This window comes from Brevundimonas basaltis (assembly GCF_014202075.1).
Lineage (GTDB): Bacteria > Pseudomonadota > Alphaproteobacteria > Caulobacterales > Caulobacteraceae > Brevundimonas > Brevundimonas basaltis.
Window position 1 is genome coordinate 360067 of record NZ_JACHFZ010000001.1, and the last position, 17087, is coordinate 377153.

19 protein-coding genes, 1 tRNA gene and 1 pseudogene are annotated in these 17087 nt (G+C 67.8%); 15 read left to right on the forward strand and 6 right to left on the reverse strand.

Annotation, left to right across the window (positions count from 1 at the left end):
* Nucleotides 1–40 precede the first annotated feature (40 nt).
* A complete protein-coding gene (gene pyrG, locus HNQ67_RS01905; protein WP_183251809.1) occupies nucleotides 41–1693 on the forward strand; it encodes a CTP synthase in 1653 nt (550 codons plus the stop codon).
* A 285-nt stretch (nucleotides 1694–1978) separates the two neighbouring features.
* Here the strand turns inward: pyrG and HNQ67_RS01910 are convergent, their stop codons facing one another.
* Together HNQ67_RS01910 and HNQ67_RS01915 are read right to left on the reverse strand one after the other, a co-directional pair.
* Nucleotides 1979–2371: a baeRF12 domain-containing protein gene (locus HNQ67_RS01910; protein WP_183251810.1), complete on the reverse strand. Its 393-nt coding sequence runs from the start codon at nucleotides 2369–2371 to the stop codon at nucleotides 1979–1981.
* Between the two features lie 62 nt (nucleotides 2372–2433).
* On the reverse strand, nucleotides 2434–2703 hold the full coding sequence (locus HNQ67_RS01915; protein WP_183251811.1) for a ComEA family DNA-binding protein: 270 nt from the start codon (nucleotides 2701–2703) through the stop codon (nucleotides 2434–2436).
* A gap of 291 nt (nucleotides 2704–2994) precedes the next feature.
* Here HNQ67_RS01915 and HNQ67_RS01920 point away from each other — a divergent pair, with 291 nt between their 5' ends.
* Entirely contained in the window at nucleotides 2995–3627 is a 633-nt protein-coding gene (locus HNQ67_RS01920; RefSeq protein ID WP_183251812.1) for a TetR/AcrR family transcriptional regulator, read from the forward strand.
* Entirely contained in the window at nucleotides 3624–4922 is a 1299-nt protein-coding gene (locus HNQ67_RS01925) for a nucleotide disphospho-sugar-binding domain-containing protein (RefSeq protein ID WP_183251813.1), read from the forward strand. The genes HNQ67_RS01920 and HNQ67_RS01925 overlap by 4 nt, the downstream gene beginning before the upstream one ends.
* Nucleotides 4923–4957: 35 nt before the next feature.
* Here HNQ67_RS01925 and HNQ67_RS01930 read toward each other — a convergent pair.
* Nucleotides 4958–5047 (reverse strand) — tRNA-Ser (locus HNQ67_RS01930).
* A 96-nt stretch (nucleotides 5048–5143) separates the two neighbouring features.
* Here HNQ67_RS01930 and HNQ67_RS01935 point away from each other — a divergent pair.
* Genes HNQ67_RS01935 through HNQ67_RS01955 form a run of 5 tightly spaced genes read left to right on the forward strand, consistent with a single transcriptional unit; the run spans nucleotide 5144 to nucleotide 9211 of the window.
* The gene (locus tag HNQ67_RS01935; protein ID WP_183251815.1) at nucleotides 5144–5983 is read left to right on the forward strand and encodes a septal ring lytic transglycosylase RlpA family protein; all 840 of its coding nucleotides are present in this window, start codon (nucleotides 5144–5146) and stop codon (nucleotides 5981–5983) included.
* A 39-nt stretch (nucleotides 5984–6022) separates the two neighbouring features.
* Entirely contained in the window at nucleotides 6023–6649 is a 627-nt protein-coding gene (gene tmk / locus HNQ67_RS01940; protein WP_183251817.1) for a dTMP kinase, read from the forward strand.
* The gene (locus HNQ67_RS01945) at nucleotides 6646–7623 is read left to right on the forward strand and encodes a DNA polymerase III subunit delta' (protein WP_183251818.1); all 978 of its coding nucleotides are present in this window, start codon (nucleotides 6646–6648) and stop codon (nucleotides 7621–7623) included. The genes tmk and HNQ67_RS01945 overlap by 4 nt, the downstream gene beginning before the upstream one ends.
* Entirely contained in the window at nucleotides 7623–8411 is a 789-nt protein-coding gene (locus HNQ67_RS01950; protein WP_183251819.1) for a TatD family hydrolase, read from the forward strand. Before HNQ67_RS01945 ends, HNQ67_RS01950 begins: the two co-directional genes overlap by 1 nt.
* Nucleotides 8408–9211 carry an MBL fold metallo-hydrolase gene (locus tag HNQ67_RS01955; RefSeq protein WP_183251820.1) on the forward strand — a complete coding sequence of 268 codons (804 nt, stop codon included), beginning with the start codon at nucleotides 8408–8410 and terminating at the stop codon, nucleotides 9209–9211. Before HNQ67_RS01950 ends, HNQ67_RS01955 begins: the two co-directional genes overlap by 4 nt.
* A gap of 3 nt (nucleotides 9212–9214) precedes the next feature.
* On the opposite strand, the gene HNQ67_RS01960 is transcribed toward HNQ67_RS01955, so the two are convergent.
* From HNQ67_RS01960 to hemB, 3 genes are read right to left on the reverse strand one after another with little or no spacing between them, the layout of a single operon-like run.
* The gene (locus HNQ67_RS01960) at nucleotides 9215–9961 is read right to left on the reverse strand and encodes an AI-2E family transporter (RefSeq protein ID WP_343054809.1); all 747 of its coding nucleotides are present in this window, start codon (nucleotides 9959–9961) and stop codon (nucleotides 9215–9217) included.
* The gene (locus tag HNQ67_RS13800) at nucleotides 9874–10266 is read right to left on the reverse strand and encodes an AI-2E family transporter (protein WP_343054812.1); all 393 of its coding nucleotides are present in this window, start codon (nucleotides 10264–10266) and stop codon (nucleotides 9874–9876) included. Before HNQ67_RS13800 ends, HNQ67_RS01960 begins: the two co-directional genes overlap by 88 nt.
* Before the next feature lie 44 nt (nucleotides 10267–10310).
* Complete coding sequence (gene hemB / locus HNQ67_RS01970; protein WP_183251823.1) at nucleotides 10311–11318, reverse strand: porphobilinogen synthase; 1008 nt, start codon at nucleotides 11316–11318, stop codon at nucleotides 10311–10313.
* A 75-nt stretch (nucleotides 11319–11393) separates the two neighbouring features.
* Between hemB and HNQ67_RS01975 the strand changes: the two genes are divergently transcribed.
* The 7 genes and pseudogenes from HNQ67_RS01975 to mmsB all read left to right on the forward strand — a co-directional run.
* Complete coding sequence (locus HNQ67_RS01975) at nucleotides 11394–12533, forward strand: isobutyryl-CoA dehydrogenase (RefSeq protein ID WP_183251824.1); 1140 nt, start codon at nucleotides 11394–11396, stop codon at nucleotides 12531–12533.
* A 52-nt stretch (nucleotides 12534–12585) separates the two neighbouring features.
* Complete coding sequence (locus tag HNQ67_RS01980; protein ID WP_183251825.1) at nucleotides 12586–12864, forward strand: type II toxin-antitoxin system Phd/YefM family antitoxin; 279 nt, start codon at nucleotides 12586–12588, stop codon at nucleotides 12862–12864.
* 89 nt (nucleotides 12865–12953) lie between these two features.
* Nucleotides 12954–13259 (forward strand): hypothetical protein, encoded by a 306-nt coding sequence (locus HNQ67_RS01985; protein ID WP_183251827.1) that lies wholly within the window; start codon nucleotides 12954–12956, stop codon nucleotides 13257–13259.
* Nucleotides 13260–13268: 9 nt separating this feature from the next.
* Complete coding sequence (locus HNQ67_RS01990; protein ID WP_221247690.1) at nucleotides 13269–14321, forward strand: enoyl-CoA hydratase/isomerase family protein; 1053 nt, start codon at nucleotides 13269–13271, stop codon at nucleotides 14319–14321.
* Nucleotides 14322–14386: 65 nt separating this feature from the next.
* On the forward strand, nucleotides 14387–15172 hold the full coding sequence (locus HNQ67_RS01995) for a class I SAM-dependent methyltransferase (protein WP_183251829.1): 786 nt from the start codon (nucleotides 14387–14389) through the stop codon (nucleotides 15170–15172).
* A 23-nt stretch (nucleotides 15173–15195) separates the two neighbouring features.
* Nucleotides 15196–15981, forward strand: a complete 786-nt coding sequence (locus HNQ67_RS02000; protein ID WP_183251831.1) for a class I SAM-dependent methyltransferase — start codon at nucleotides 15196–15198, stop codon at nucleotides 15979–15981.
* A 70-nt stretch (nucleotides 15982–16051) separates the two neighbouring features.
* A pseudogene (gene mmsB, locus HNQ67_RS02005) lies at nucleotides 16052–16963 on the forward strand (3-hydroxyisobutyrate dehydrogenase); the annotation flags it as partial.
* Nucleotides 16964–17087 lie beyond the last annotated feature (124 nt).

Here is a 17087-nt window from a genome sequence, read left to right on the forward strand (position 1 = left end):
CCGCAGTAAGCCGCTCGAATCAGCGGTAGAGTGATCTCCCATGGCCCGTTACGTGTTCATCACCGGCGGCGTGGTTTCCTCATTGGGAAAAGGCCTCGCCTCCGCCGCTCTCGGCGCGCTGCTTCAGGCGCGCGGCTACAAGGTGCGTCTGCGTAAGCTTGACCCCTATCTGAACGTCGATCCGGGCACGATGAGCCCGTATCAGCACGGCGAGGTGTTCGTCACGGACGACGGAGCCGAGACCGACCTCGACCTCGGCCACTACGAGCGCTTCACCGGCGTCTCGGCGGCGAAGTCCGACAACATCACCACCGGCCGCATCTATTCGACCATCCTCGAGAAGGAGCGACGCGGCGACTATCTGGGCGCGACGGTGCAGGTCATTCCGCACGTCACCGATCAGATCAAACAGTTCTGCCTGACTCCGGCCCTGACCGACGACGGCGACGAGGTCGATTTCGTCCTGGTCGAGATCGGCGGCACCGTCGGCGACATCGAGGGCCTGCCCTTCTTCGAGGCCATCCGCCAACTGGGCCAGGACCTGCCGCGCGGCCAGTCCTGCTTCGTCCACCTGACGCTGCTGCCTTACATCAAGACCGCCGGCGAAATGAAGACCAAGCCGACCCAGCACTCGGTCAAGGAACTGCGCTCGATCGGCATCCAGCCCGATATCCTGCTGTGCCGCTGCGAATACCCGATCCCGCCGGACGAGAAGCGCAAGATCGGGCTGTTCTGCAATGTGCGCGAAAGCGGCGTCATCCAGGCGATGGACTCGGCCGACATCTACGCCGTGCCGCTGGACTATCACCGCGAGGGCCTCGACGCCGAGGTGCTGGCCCATTTCGGCATCACTGACGCGCCCACGCCCGACCTGTCGCGCTGGCAGGAGATCGCGCGCCGTCGTCTGCAGCCGGATGGCGAGGTGACCGTGGCCGTCGTCGGCAAATACACGGTCCTCAAGGACGCCTACAAATCCCTGATCGAGGCCCTGCATCACGGCGGCGTGGCCAACAACGTCAAGGTCAACATCGACTGGGTCGAGGCCGAGACCTTCGAGGGCGACCGCGAGGCCTGCGACGCCCGGCTGCAGGGCGCCCACGCCATTCTGGTGCCCGGCGGTTTCGGCGCGCGCGGGGCCGAGGGCAAGATCCAGGCGGCCCGCTTCGCCCGTGAGCGCAACATCCCCTATTTCGGCATCTGCTTCGGCATGCAGATGGCGGTAATCGAGGCGGCCCGGAACCTTGGCGGCTTTCCAGAGGCCTCCTCGACCGAATTTGGCCCGACCTCCGAACCGGTTGTGGGTCTGATGACCGAATGGACCCAAGGCAATCAGCGCATCCAGCGTCAGGCGGACGGCGATCTGGGTGGGACCATGCGTCTCGGGGCCTATGATTCAACGTTGAAGCCCGGGTCGAAGATCGCGGAGATGTACGGCTCGACCACCATCAGCGAACGGCACCGCCATCGCTACGAGGTCAACATCAACTACCGGGAAGCGGTCGAGCAGAAGGCGGGTCTGGTTTTCGCCGGGCTGTCGCCGGACGGCGTTCTGCCCGAGACGGTGGAGCGCGAGGACCATCCGTGGTTCATCGGCGTGCAATACCACCCGGAACTGAAGAGCCGTCCGTTCGCGCCCCATCCCCTGTTCGCGGGCTTCATCGGCGCCGCCCTGGTGCAGAGCCGGCTGGTCTAGAGCCGGCTTATTCCGGTTCTGGCCGAATGGTCACTGCAGGGGTCGTGGAAACGGCTTCTGTCAATCCTTCAAAGGGCCGCCGCTCTCGGCAACGAAGGCAGACCTGAACGCCGGCTTCGCGGTGGCTGTCCACGAAGATGTGGCCTTTCAATCTGCACCGAATAGCCTTGAACATCACACCCTCCAGGCACAACAGTGATATGGATCACGTTGCGGCGCAAGGTGATGGTGCGATGCAAAAACCAACCGTTTTCCTGTTCCCGCAAGAGGGCGGCTTGTCGGGTCTCAGGTGCTCAGCGACCGTTGGATATCTTCGACGGTGGCGTTGACGAGGGTCTTCGCATGCTCGCGAACCAGCTTTCCAGTGACCTCCTGGTGCAGCAGAGGTCTGATTTCACCTAAAGTCACCGGATCGGCGGCGAGGATCAGGTGCTTGTAGGCGCCGGCATGCGCCATCGAGTAGAGGCGGGCGGCGATCTGTTTGGAAAAGGTCGCTTCGTTAAGGTCCTGGTCCGACATCTCCGGCGGCGTTTTACCAGCTGGACCCTCGTCGGCGAGGTTCTGAGGAGTCCAGTTCCCGTCGTGCTCCAGCGAACCATGCCTTACGCGGAAGGTCTTGGCTTCTTCCCCGCTCGCTACGACGACCAGCGCGCCCTCGTGAAACCCAGCTATTCCCATCGAACTTCCTCTCGTGTTTTGCGGCGGGCTGATGCAGAGAACCTGCCAGCCCTTCTGCGAGGTCAGGCCTGACCGAGGTTACCGCGCGGGCTACCGCCGCTGCCCCCGCTGCCGGGCTCTCCGATCGGGCCTTCGCCCGGGGCGCCGAGCTGGATCCCGGCGCTCTTGAGGCCGTTGATTTCGTCCTGATTCAAGCCGGCGCGTCGCAGATCTGACCAATCCTGAAACGGGCGATGCTCAACGATGGTCGCCGCTTGTTCGCCGATCTGATCGATGCTCGCGAGGTCACCGGCGGAGGCGAGATTGAGGTAGACGGTCTGCTGCTGGGTCACGGGATTCCTCCGTTCTGATGTCCTGACCAGGCGCCTTGCCGGGGATACGGCGAGCCCTCTGAGCCATCGGCGAGAGATCCGACCCGTCCGGGGCAGGTCTCATGTTGCTTGTTGGTAATCGACCAGAGCGTTCGGGGTTCCGGGCAGCGGCCGTTGGGGACCGCACCAGATAGCCGTGTCGAGGGCGAGAGCCGGGCGCGCTCAACGTCGCCTGCCCGCATGACCAATAATTCATGTAAATGGCACTAACTCCAACTTGACGGACGCCCATTTCGCGGTAATTGGCCTCTCATGAAAAAACAGCCCCTTTCCGAAACCCGTCGTCCCTATCAGCAGGGCGCCCGCGCCGCGGCGGCTGAGGCGACGGGGGAGCGGATTCTCACCGCCTTTCTGGCCCGCATAGAGGCCCAATGGTTCGAAGACATCACCCTTGAGGCCGTCGCCCGCGACGCCGGGGTGTCGGTCCAGACCGTGATCCGCCGGTTCGGCGGCAAGGATGGCCTGCTTGAGAGGGCAATGGGGCTGCTCGACAGGGCGGTCCAGCGTCGCCGAAGCACCGAGCCCGGGGGCATCTCTCGCGCCATCGCTGTACTGACTGAAGACTACGAAGCTTCCGGCGACCTGGTTTGCCGTCTGCTCGATCAGGAGCAGCGGCATCCGGCCTTGAAGGTCGCAACCGACGCCGGGCGCGTGCACCACCGGGCCTGGCTGGCCGCCGTGTTCGCTGACTGGCTCGCCGATGCAGATCCCGCCGTCAACACCGCCCGGCTCGACGCCCTGGTTGTCGCCACGGATCTTTATGTCTGGAAGCTCCTGCGTCGTGACATGGGCCGGCCGGTTGACGCCTTCACCACCCTCTCTGAAACCCTGGTCCGCGCTGTCCTCGAGAAGGCTCCGCGGCAATCGATGGACGCTCCCCGATGATCGCCCAAAACACGCCTCCGGCTCGCTTCCTGTTCACGACCTGGGAGGGCGGCGGCAATGTCGCGCCGCCCATGACCCTGGCCGCCCAGTTGCGCCGGCGCGGGCACAGTGTCCGCTTCATGTGCGACGAGGCCAGCCGCAGCGAAGCCGCTGCGGCGGGTGTGGTCTTCCGCCCGTGGACCCGGGCGCCCAACAGGCCGGACCGCACCCGTGCGAGCGATCCCACCCGCGACTGGGATGTGGCCTCCTCGGCCGAAGGATTCCAGCGCATGCTGGCGACGATCATGGCCGGCGCCGCGGACCGTTACGCCGCTGACGTCCTGGAGGAACTGCGCCGCGAGCCGGCCGACTTGGTCGTCACCAGCGAAATGCTGCTGGGAGTCATGGCCGCCTGCGAGAGCATCGGCCAATTGCACGCGGTCTTCGCAGCGAACCTGTGCATCTACCCGGTAGAGGGCATGCCCATATTCGGGCCCGGTCTGCCGCCGGCCCGGACCGACGCAGAGCGAGCGTTGCACGCCGAGATCGCGGCGGGCTCGGTGGCGATGTTCGATGGCGGCCTGCCGGCGCTGAATGCCGCTCGCGAGCGCTTGGGGCTGGGACCGCTCGACCACCTGTGCAACCAGATCGACTCGAACGCCGCCTATCTGCTGGGGACGGCCCGGGCGTTCGATTTTCCCGCCGCCTTGCCCGATCGAATGACCTATGTCGGACCGCAGCTCGGCGCGCCGGCCTGGACGGACGACTGGAACGCACCGTGGGAGCCGACGGATGGCCGCCCGCTGGTCGTGGTCGGCATGAGCTCGACCTTCCAGAACCACGCCGGGGTGCTCCAGGCGGTGATCGACGCCGCGGCCAACCTGCCGGTGCGGGCCGTGGTGACCCTCGCCGACATCCATCCCGACGAGGTCATCGCCGCCCGTAATGTCTGGCTGGTCAGAAGCGCGCCGCATGACGCCCTGATGCGCGAGGCCACGCTCGTCGTGACTCACGGCGGCCACGGCACGGTGATGCGGGCGCTGAAGCACCGACTGCCGATGCTGGTTATTCCGCATGGTCGCGACCAGGACGAGAACGCCGTGCGCGTCGCCAGCCGCGGCGCCGGTCTGACGCTGCCGCCCGACGCGGGCGTGATGCAGATCACCCGTGCGCTTGAGCGGCTCCTGGCCGACGACAGCTTCCGCCGCTCGGCCGATCAGCTGGGGCAGGCGATTGCGGATGAAACGGCGGCCACGACCGCGGTCCAAACCCTCGAGCGGCTGGTCATGGGCACGACCTGCGCAGCCGCCGCTTGATTCAGGGTTGCGCCTGGCGCCAAAGCCGGAACCCGTGGCGGACAGGGTGGGATTCGAACCCACGGTAGGCTCACACCTACGGCGGTTTTCAAGACCGCTGCCTTAAACCACTCGGCCACCTGTCCGTGTCCTGCGAGCGGACCCGCCGCATAGCGCCAAACCTTCCATTAACCCAAGCGGAAATCTCTTCCGTCATCCTCGCGGCCTTCAAAGGCGAGGCTATGACTACGAAGTTTCTTAAAGGGGTTCTGGTCGCGGGACTGATGTCCCTGCTGGCCGCCTGCGCGAGCGGGGCCGGATCTTCCGCGCGGCCCGCCATGCCCGTGGTCACGGATCCGGCTCCGATCGTCTCGGGGACCATGCGGCCGTACCAGATCCGTGGCCGCTGGTATCGGCCGGAAGAGCAACCGGACTATGATGAGACGGGCCTGGCTTCCTGGTACGGCGACCAATTCCACGGCCGACCCACCGCCACCGGCGAGCGTTTCGACATGAACGCCCTGACCGCCGCCCACAAGACATTGCCGCTGCCGGGGCTGGTGGAGGTCACCAATCTGGAGAACGGCCGGCGCGTCGTCCTGCGAGTCAATGATCGGGGTCCGTTCGTCGACGGACGCATCATCGACCTGTCGCGTGGGGCCGCCGACGCCCTCGACCTGCGCCGTGCCGGCGTGGGGGAGGTGAGGGTGCGCTATCTCGGCCGCGCCCCGCGTCAGGGCGGCGGTTCGACGGTTCAGTACGCTGAGGCGCGGCCGTCGGCGCCCGCACCGTCCCCAGGCCCCACCCCATATCTGCCGGGACCGGCCGCAACGCCGCCTCCGCTGCACCTCGCGGCCTCCTCGCGCCCCGGCGTCTGGATCCAGGCAGGCAGTTGGAGCAACCCCCGGGAGGCCCGTCGGGCCGCTGACCGGCTGGGCGGCGGCGTCATCGTCGAGGAGTCGGCTTCCGGCCAGTTCCGGGTGCTGGTCGGTCCCTGGCCGGACACCGGGACGGCCGAGCGCTCGCGGCGCGCGGTGATCTCGCGGGGTTATCCCGAGGCCGTGATGATTTCCGGCGACTAGACCCTTCCGCAACCGGGTCGGCGCCGCCATTGTGCGCCCGTGACTCAGGGCAGATTCATCACGTTCGAGGGCGGCGAGGGGACCGGCAAGTCGACCCAGGTCGCCCGGCTGGTGGACCGCTTGCACGCCCGTAATCTCGATGTGGTCCAAACCCGCGAACCGGGAGGGTCGCAGGGGGCGGAGGAGATCCGCAATCTCGCCCTCAACGGCGACGCCGGGCGCTGGTCGCCGGTGACCGAGACCCTGCTGATGTTCGCCGCCCGCTCGGACCATCTGGAGCGTACCATCCGCCCGGCGCTCGAAGCCGGCCGCTGGGTGGTCTGCGATCGCTTCGCCGACTCCAGCCGGGCGTATCAGGGCGCCGGCGGCGGCACGCCGGCCGAATTCATCGAGACCCTCGATGCCGCCATCGTCGGCCGGACACAGCCGAACCTGACCCTTATCTTCGATCTGCCCGTCGAGATCGGGTTGGAGCGGGCCTTCGGGCGCGGGCTGTTCGAAACCCGATTCGAGTCGAAGGGGCTGGAGTTTCACCAACGGCTGCGGCGTGGCTTTCTCGACATCGCCGACGCCCATCCCGAACGCTGCGTGGTGATCGACGCGGACGGCGATCAGGATGCGGTCGAGGCGCGGGTCTGGGCCGCCGTCGAGGCGCTCCTGCCGTGAGCGAGCACCCGCGCGACCGCTTCGATCTGATCCCCGACGCCGCCGCCGAGGCCGCCTTTCTCGACGCCTTCGACAAGGGGCGGCTGCATCACGCCTGGCTGCTCTGCGGGGTCGAGGGCTCCGGCAAGGCGACCTTCGCCTTCCGCGCCGCCCGTCGGCTGCTGGGAGCCACTCCGGATCCCGCGCGCGGCCTTCTGGGCACGCGGCCAGACGATCCCGTCGCCCGGCTCGTCACCGCGCGGTCCCATCCTGACCTGCTTCTGCTCGAACGCGCCGTCGAGGGCGGCAAAACGAAGAAGTCGATCTCGGTCGATCAGGCCCGCGATCTGCCGGAATTCTTCTCCAAGAGCCCGTCGCAGGCCCGCTATCGCGTCGCCATTATCGACGCCGCCGACGATCTGAACCTCAACGCCGCCAACGCCTTGCTTAAGGTTCTTGAGGAACCGCCCGAGCGCGGCGTGCTGTTCCTCGTCACCCACGCCCCCGGCCGGCTGTTACCGACCATCCGCTCGCGCTGCCGTCGGCTGGCGTTTCCGGTCTGGCCGCAGCACGCGCTGGAGGATCTGGTCCGCAACCGCACCGGCGTGCCCTCGTCCGAGGCCGCCCGCATCGCCGGCATGGCCGCCGGTTCCCCCGGTCAGGCCCTGGCCCTCGCCTCCGGCGCCACGCTCGAGGCCGACCAGCTGGCCCAGGCCTGGGTCGCCGCGCCCGAGCTCGACCGCGCTGAGGTCATGGCCGTCGCCGACAAGTTCCGCGGCGCCGAGGGGCAGGAGCGGTTCGAGACCCTGATGGACCGGCTGATCGCCGCCGTGAAGCTGCGCGCGCTCGAGGAAGGCAAGTCCGGGGCCCGCTGGGCCGAGCTGTGGGAGCGGTTGTCCGAGTTGCCGGACCGCGCCGCCGCCATCAATCTCGACCGCGCCGATGTGCTGGCCGGCGCCCTCGCCGACCTGCAGCGCACCAAGGCCCGCGCCTGATGCTGATCGACAGCCACGTCAACCTGCACGCCCCCCAGTTCGACGAGGACCGCGACGCCGTCATCGCCCGCGCCCGCGAGGCCGGCGTCGGCCTGATGGTCGAGATTTCCGACAAGCTGTCGACCTTCGAGGCCACCCACGGCCTGGCCATGGCCCACGACGACATCTGGGCCACCGTCGGCGTTCATCCGCACGAGGCGAAGGATTACGCCGACCTGAGCGCCGACCGGCTGGTCGAATTGGCCGCCCGGCCCAGGATCGTCGGCATCGGCGAATGCGGCCTCGACTTCCATTACGACCTGAGCCCGCGCGACGTGCAGGCGGCCGTGTTTCGCCAGCATATCGAGGCGGCCCGCCGCACCGGGTTCCCGTTGGTGGTCCACACCCGCGAGGCCGACGCCGTCATGGCCGACATTCTGACGGAGGCGCAGGCGAGAGGCCCCTTCCGCTTCTTGATGCACTGCTACACCAGCGGACCGGAACTGGCGGAAAAGGCGGCGGAACTGGGCGCATGGTTCTCGGTGTCCGGCATCGCCACCTTCAAGGCCGCCGCCGAGGTCCGCGAGATCATCGCCGCCCTGCCCGCCGACCGCATCGTCGTCGAGACCGACTGCCCCTACCTGGCCCCCGTGCCCCACCGCGGCCGCCGCAACGAGCCGGCGTACGTCGGTCACGTCCTCGACAAGCTGGCCGAGATCCGCGGCTGGTCCCGCGACGAGGCCGAGGCCCGCACCACCGACGCCTTCTTCGCCCTGTTCGACCGCATCCCCCGACCGGAGGGCGCATGAGCGCGCCGGGCGAACTTGAGGTCGTCATCCTCGGCTGCGGCTCGTCCGGCGGCGTGCCGCGCGGCGACGGCGACTGGGGCGCCTGCGATCCGGCGGAGCCGAAGAACCGCCGCCTGCGCTGCTCCCTGCTGATTCGGCGCCACGGCCCCGGGGGCGTCACCAGCGTGCTGATCGACACCTCGCCCGACCTGCGTCAGCAGATGCTGGCCGCCAGCGTCCGCCACATCGACGCCGTCCTCTACACCCACGACCATGCCGACCAGACCCACGGCGTCGACGACCTGCGCGTGTTCGCCATGCGCGCCCGCCGCCGCATCCCCGCCTTCATGGACGCCGCCACCCACGCGGCGATGCACGGCCGGTTCCGCTACATCTTCGAGAGCGTCGAGGGCTATCCCGCCATCCTCGACGCCCACCCCCTGCCGCCGCACGGCCAGGCCTGGTCCGTCGACGGCCCCGGCGGCCCGATCCCCGTCGTCACCTTCGACCAGGCCCACGGGCCGATCCGCTCGGTCGGTTACCGCATCGGCGCCGTAGCCTACTCCAGCGACGTCTCCGATCTCGATGACGCCGCCCTTGAGGCGGTGCGCGGCTGCGACCTCTGGATCGTCGACGCCCTGCGATGGACCGCGCACCCGACCCACGCCCATGTCGAGAAGACGCTGGGCTGGATCAACCGGGCGCAGGTTAAGAAGGCCGTGCTGACCAACCTTCATCTCGATCTGGATTTCAATGCTTTGTCGGCGGCGGTTCCACCGAACGTCGAGGTCGCTTTCGACGGCTGGACGGCTCGCTTCTAGCGATCAGGCCTGCCCCGGCGTCGATATGTCCTCGCCCAGCGTCCGCCGCAGGTAGAGCAGCCGCACATTGACGAACAGCACGACCAGCAGCGGTGTCGCCACGAACACGCCGAGGAAGCCAAACAGGGTCCCGAAAGCCAGAATCCCGAACAGGGTCAGGACTGGCGGCAACTTCACCGCCCGCTTCTGGATGAACGGATAGATCAGGTTGCCCTCGACCTGCTGGACGATAATGTAGACCAGCAGCGTCCACGCCATCAGCTCCCAGCCGCCTTGCGCCGCCACCAGCAGGGCCGGGACTGCGCCCGCAATGGAACCCACGATGGGTACGAAGGCCAGGAGCCCGGCGATCAAACCCAGCGCCAGCGGCGAAGGCAGGCCGATCAGAGCCACGCCGATCCCGGTCATCACGCCGACGACGACCATGTCGGTCAACTGGCCGAGCAGCCAGGCTTTCAAAGCCTGCCCTGTCGCATTGGCTGACTCGCGCATGGCCTCTCGCCGGGGCGGCGGGAACAACAGGATCGCGCCGTCGCGATAGAGCCGGGGGCTGACGGCGAGAAACACGCCGGCGATGACCAGCAGCACCAGGCTGGTTGCCACGCTGACGGCCGAGATGGCGTAGCCGCCCACCCGTCCGACGAGGCCGCCGGCGCCCCCCATCAAGCCGGAGCCGTCGATACGCGCGATCTGCTCCCCGAATGGCCAGGTGGAGACCAGTGCGCGCAGTTCCGTCGTCGAGGTGGGAATGTTCGCCGCAAGCTGGCGCGTCTGCTCAGCCAGCACGGACCCGACAGCCAGAACGACCCGGTCAGAACCGTCACCACGATCAGTCCGGCCAGGGCGACGGCCAGCCCGTCGGAAACGGGGGTGCGGGCCGCGATCGGGTCACTGATGCTGCGCAGCAGGACCGCTACGATGACCGCCGAGAAGGCCAGCAGCAGGACGCCGCTCAACTGCCAGATCAGGAACAGGCCGGCGGCGACGCCGAACACGTACAACGTCCGTCGCGCGAACGCAGGATCGACGCCTTTGCTGTCCGACGAACTCGCCATCCCCTCCTAACTGCGAGGCTGGGGTAGGGTTCAACCGCGCGACGTCAGGCGCGATGCATCAACCGGGCGGCCTGAGGGGCGAAATAGCTCAAAACTCCTGCGCATCCGGCCCGCTTGAAGGCGTGCAGGCTTTCCAGAATGGCCCGCTCTTCGTCCAGCCAGCCATTGGCCATGGCCGCCCGCATCATCGCGTATTCCCCGGAGACCTGATAGGCGAATGTCGGAACCTGGAATGTTCGACTAACCCGCTGAACAATATCAAGATACAGCATCCCCGGCTTGACCATGACCGCGTCCGCCCCCTCCGAGATGTCCATGGCCACCTCGCGCAGCGCCTCGTCGCTGTTGGCGTAGTCCATCTGATAGGTCTTCTTGTCGCCGGTCAGCGCCTTGGCAGACCCTACCGCGTCCCGATACGGCCCGTAGAAGGCCGAGGCGTATTTGGCGGCGTAGGACAGGATCATCACGTCTGACAGGCCATTGGCTTCCAGCGCCTCACGGATGGCCTGCACCCGCCCGTCCATCATGTCCGACGGCGCCACCACGTCGGCCCCGGCGTGGGCGTGGACGAAGGCCTGTTCGGCCAGCCGCTCCAGCGTCGTGTCATTGACGATCCGATCGTCCTCCAGCACCCCGTCGTGACCGTGGTCCGTGTAGCAGTCCAACGCCACGTCGGTGATCACCCCAACTTCCGGCGCAGCGTCCTTTATCGCCTTGATGCAGTCGGGAATGAGACCATCCGGATCGGTTGCGCCGGTGCCGACGCCGTCCTTGATCGCCCCGTCGACATTGGGAAACAGGGCGACGGCCGGAATGCCCAGGTCGCGCGCCTCGACCGCCGCCTTCGCCGCCGCCTTGGGGCTCAGCCGGAACACGCCCGGCATCGAGGCCACCGCCACGCGCTCGTCCGCTCCGTCATGCACGATCAGCGGCCAGACCAGATCGGCCGGCGTCAGGGTCGTCTCGGCGACCAGCCGCCGCACCCACGGCTGGCTGCGCAGCCGTCGGGGACGGGCGTAGGGAAAGGCGGCGGGCGCGAACGGCTGGGTCATGGCGCCTCATAGCTCCCTTCTCCCAATCGGAGAAGGTTTGCCCTAGAAGGCCCGCAAAGACTCGAGGAAACACCCATGGACTTCGCCCTCACCGACGACCAGCGCGCCATCCAGGACGCCGCCCGTGCCTTCGCCGACGCCGAACTGGCCCCGCACAGCGCCGAATGGGACGAGACCAAACATTTCCCGGTCGATGTGATGAAACACGCCGCCGAGATGGGCTTCTGCGGCATCTACACCGGCGAGGAGCACGGCGGCATGGCGCTGGGCCGGGTCGAGGCCGCGGTGATCTTCGAGGAGCTGTCGCGGGGCGACGTCTCAACGGCCGCCTTCATCTCGATCCACAACATGGCGACGTGGATGATCGACAAGTTCGGCTCCGACGACCTGCGCGGCCGCTACGTCCCGTCGCTGGTGTCGATGGAGCGGATCGCCTCCTACTGCCTGACCGAGCCGGGCTCCGGCTCCGACGCCGCCGCTCTGCGCACCACGGCGAAGCTGGACGGCGACCACTACGTCCTCAACGGCTCCAAGGCTTTCATCTCGGGCGCCGGGACCTCGGACGTCTATGTCGTCATGGCCCGCACCGGCGCTAATGGACCCAAGGGCATCTCCACCTTCGTGGTCGACAAGAACGCGCCCGGCCTGTCGTTCGGGGCGCAGGAAAAGAAGATGGGCTGGAACAGCCAGCCCACCGCCATCGTCAGCTTCGACGACTGCCGCATCCCGGCGGCCAATCTGCTCGGCAAGGAAGGCGACGGCTTCCGCTACGCCATGATGGGCCTCGACGGCGGCCGCCTGAACATCGCCGCCTGCTCGCTGGGCGGCGCCCGGCTGGCGCTGGAGGCGGCGCTGGAATACGTCGCCTCACGCAAGCAGTTCGGCAAACCCATCGCCGACTTCCAGAACACCCAGTTCAAGCTGGCCGACATGGCGACCCAGCTGGAGGCCTGCCGGCTGATGGTGCTGCGCGGGGCCTGGGCGCTGGACACCCGCCATCCCGAGGCGACCAAATGGTGCGCCATGGCCAAGCGCTTCGCCACCGACGCCTGTTTCCAGATCGCCGACGAGGCCCTGCAGCTGCACGGCGGCTACGGCTATCTGAAGGACTATCCGCTGGAGCGCATCGTCCGCGACCTGCGCGTCCACCGGATCCTCGAAGGCACCAACGAGATCATGCGCGTGATCACAGCGCGGGAAATGCTGCGGCAGTAGGGGTGCTGGCCGATCCGTGTTAGCCTGACCAGCATTCTGGTCAGGGGTGTGCATGCGCAGCGTCGGTGTTCTGGAAGCCAAAACCAAGCTTTCGGCCCTGCTCGACGAGGTCGAAGCGACGGGCGAGGCCATCGTCATCACGCGGCACGGCAAGCCCGTGGCGCGGCTGTCGCCTGAGCGTGGGGCAGACAATCTGCGCTCCCGGCTGTCGGCCCCCGAACTGGCCGAGCGTGCCCGGGCCTTCCGGGACAAGCAGGCGCCTGACCCGGAATGGGCGGCCCTGTCCTGGGAGGAACCGAAGGCCATCGCGCGTGACGAAGCTGATCATTGACGCCTCGGCGGCGGCATCGTGGCTGCTGGCGTCACAGGCGACGCGGTCTGCGACGGAGCTGCTTGAACGGTTGGGCGACTTCGAGCCAGGTGCGGTACGTCTTCCAGTGGGAGCTTGGAAACCTGCTGGTACGCCAGACCCGCCGCGAGCCGGGCTTCGACCTGCGCGAGGCGTACGGGGTTCTCGACTCCTTCAAAATCATGGTGGCGCCTCCGGTGGCACGAGACGACATCCGTGCACTGGCCGCCATTGCGGCGGCCCGTGGGCTCAGCCTGTTCGACGCCGGCTATCTGTGGCTGGCCATGCAGATGGACGGCATCGTCGCCTCCCGCGACGGGGGCCTGATGGCTGCTGCGGCCGCCGCCGGTCTTCCCGTATTCGATCTTCGCGACTAAGCGGAGCGCATGATCTCCGAATCCGAAGTCCTCGCCCGCGTCCAGTCCGGCGTCGGCCGCCTGACCCTGAACCGCCCGAAGGCCCTGCATGCGCTCAACCGCGCCATGTGCGACGCCATGATCGAGGCGCTGCTGGCCTGGCGTGATGACGATGCGGTCAAGTCCGTCCTCATCGACCACGCCGGCGAGCGCGGCTTCTGCGCCGGCGGCGACATCCGCATGATCGCCGAAAGCGGGGCAGGGGACGCCTCGGAGGCGAAGGCCTTCTTCGACCGGGAATACAAGCTCAACCACCTGCTGTTCGATTATCCCAAGCCGGTCACCGCCCTCGTCGACGGCATCGTCATGGGCGGCGGCGTCGGCATCTCCGAGCCCGCCGACGTCCGCATCGCCACCGAACGCACCACCTACGCCATGCCCGAGACCGGCATCGGCCTGTTTCCCGATGTCGGCGGCGGCTGGTTCCTGCCGCGCCTGCCGGGCCAGACCGGCGTCTGGTTGGCCCTGACCGGAGCCCGGCTCAAGGCGGCGGACACCGTCTTTCTGGGCGTCCACACCCACTTCCTGCCCTCCGACGCCCTGGAGGCCTTCCGCGCCATTCTCGCCGCCGATCCAGCCCATCCGATCGACGTCGCCGACGGGCTGGAGACCGACGCCGGCGAACCGCCGATCGAGCCGCACCTGCCGGCCATCGAACGCCTGTTCGCCTTCGACGCCGTCGAGGAGATATTCGCCGCTCTCGAAGCCGATGGTTCAGATTGGGCGCTGACCCAACTGGCGACCCTGAAGACCAAGTCGCCGCAGTCGCTGAAGGTCACCCTGCGCCAGCTGCGCACCGGCGCGAGCCTCGGCAGCTTCGCCGACAACATGGCCATGGAGTACCGTCTCGGCGGTCGCGTGGTCCGCACCCACGACTTCCAGGAAGGCGTCCGCGCCGTCATCGTCGACAAGGACAACACCCCGAAATGGGCGCCGGCCGATCTGGCGGGCGTGTTCGAGGCCGAGCTGGATCGCCTGTTCGCGCCGCTGCCGGCGGACGAGGAGTGGAGGCCGCTCGCCTGATCGACAGGGGTTGCCATCGGCCTCAATCCGGAGCTTGGCTGTCGCCGCTGGTTCAGGAGACGATCATGCCCAAGCCGTCGCTTCTCGCTCTTGCCGCCGTTCTTGCCCTGTCCGCTTGCGGGTCCGACCCCTACGCCGGGCGCGAGGACCGGCTCATCAATTCCACCTATCAGGCGATGCAGCTGGCCGACATCCACCGCGCCGCGGTCACCGACCTGCTGCGTCCCGCCGACGAGGTGGCCCGCGACGAATTCCGTCATCCCGACCGCATGCTGGCCTTCGCCATGCTGGAGCCGGGCGACAAGGTCGCCGACATCCGCCCCGGCGCCGGCTATTTCACCCGTCTGTTCGCCCGCGTGGTCGGCGACGGGGGTAAGGTCTACGCCTTCGTGCCCAACCGCACCGCCGAGCGCGAGAACCCCCGCGCCGACGCTCTGGTGGCGGCCTATCCCAACGTGGTCCGGGTCAACGGCGACCTGAACACCATGAGCTTCCCCGAGCCGCTCGACGTCGTCTGGATGAGCCAGGAATATCACGACTTCCACATCCCGGCTTTCAACACCGACGTCATGACCATGAACCGGGCCATCTACGCGGCGCTCAAGCCCGGCGGCTATTTCATCGTCATCGATCACGCGGGCCGTCCGGGCACGGGCCACAGCGAGGTCCAGTCCCTGCACCGCATCGAGGGCGCCTCGCTGCGCGCCGAGGTCGAGGCGGCGGGCTTCGTCTTCGACGGCGAGTCCTCTGCGCTGGTGAACCCTGCCGACGACCGCACGACCAATGTCTTCGACGAGGCCATCCGCGGCCGCACCGACCAGTTCGTCTATCGCTTCAGGAAGCCGGGCTGAGTCCCGGAAGACAGGAGGTTTCCATGCGTAACGCCTTTGTCCTGGCCGCCGTCGCCGGTCTCGTCCTCTCCGCGCCCGCCGCCGCACAGCTCCCGCCGCTGCCGGCCCCGCCCGTCGTGCAGTCGATGCCGGGCGGACCCGACTACGCCGCCGTCCTCGCCTCGCCGATCCGCACCGACGAGGACCGGGCCCGGGACGAGACGCGCCAGACCGCCATCGTCCTCGGCTTCACCGGCGTCCGTCCCGGCTGGAAGGTCGTCGACATGATCATCGGCGGCGGCTATTTCACGCGAATCTTCTCCGCCGCCGTCGGGCCCGGGGGGCATGTCACCGCTTGGCAACCGGCCGAATTCATCGGCTTCCAGGCCTCCTATGCCGAGGCGATCGAGGCCGCCGACGCCCTGCCCAACGTCGACGCCATCCGCTCGCCCATCGCCGCGCCCGACTTTCCCTACGACCTCGACCTGATCTTCACCGCCCAGAACTACCACGATCTGCATCTTCGGCCGTTCGCGGCGGACACGGCGGCCCGCGTCAATACGGCGGCGTTCTCAGCCCTGAAACCCGGCGGTTTCTACGTCGTCATCGACCACTACGCGGTCGACGGTTCGGACCTGTCCGTCGCCGACGATCTGCACCGCATCGACCACGACACCGTCGTGCGCGAGGTCGAGGCCGCTGGTTTCGAGCTCGACAGCATGAGCCCGGCCCTGTGGAACGACGACGATCCCCGCACCGCAAACGTCTTCGACGAGTCGATCCGCGGCCGCACCAGCCAGTTCATGATCCGGTTCCGCAAGCCGGAGTGATCGAAATCCGCCCGCCCCGCTGGCGAGCGGGCGCCGGACGGGCTAACCCTCCCGAAAATCATTCGGGAGAGACGCCATGACCCAGACCATCGCCTTCATCGGCCTCGGCAATATGGGCGGCGGCATGGCCGCCAACCAGGCGAAGGCGGGCAATACGGTCATGGCCTTTGACCTGTCGAAGGAGGCGCTGGACCGCGCCGCCTCGCACGGCTGCACCCCCGCCGCCTCGGTGGCCGAGGCGGTCAAGACCGCCGATGTGGTCATCACCATGCTGCCCGCCGGACCGCATGTGCTGAAGGTCTATTCCGAACAGATCATCGGCGCGGCCCCGACCTCGGCCCTGCTGCTCGACTGTTCGACCATCGACGTCGACACCGCCCGCAAGGTCGCCGGCCTGGCGAAGGACGCCGGCTACGCCTTCGCCGACGCCCCTGTCTCGGGCGGGACCATGGCGGCCGACGCCGGCACCCTGGCCTTCATGGTCGGTTGCGACGAGCCCGACTTCGCCCGCATCGAAACGGCGCTGGAGCCGATGAGCCGCGCCACCTTCCGCGCCGGCGATCACGGGGCAGGGCAGGCGGCCAAGATCTGCAACAACATGATCCTCGGCATCACCATGCTCGGCACCTGCGAGGCCATCGGCCTGGCCGAGAAGCTGGGTCTGGACCCGGTGAAGATGTTCGACATCGTCGCCAAGTCGTCCGGCCAGAGCTGGAGCGTCACCACCTACTACCCCTGGCCCGGCCCGGTGCCGACCGCCCCGTCGAACCGCAACTACGACGGCGGTTTCGCCGCCGCCATGATGCTCAAGGACCTCAAACTGGCCCAGGACGCCGCCGCCAAGTCCGGCGCCTCGACCCCGCTCGGCGCCCAGACCGAGGCCCTGTTCCAGATGTTCAACGGCCTCGGCTACGGCGGCCGCGACTTTTCGGCCATCCTGCAGATGCTCCGCGGCAAGCTGGACGAGTTGCCGAAGAGCTAAGCGGGCCGAGAATCTGAGAACCGTTATCAATTAGAGGTTTGCGGCGTTTTGTCCGGGCCGATTCATGGACAAATCGGCCCGATCGGCGCATCACGCGGCAAGTTTTCGCCGCCAGCAGAGCTGA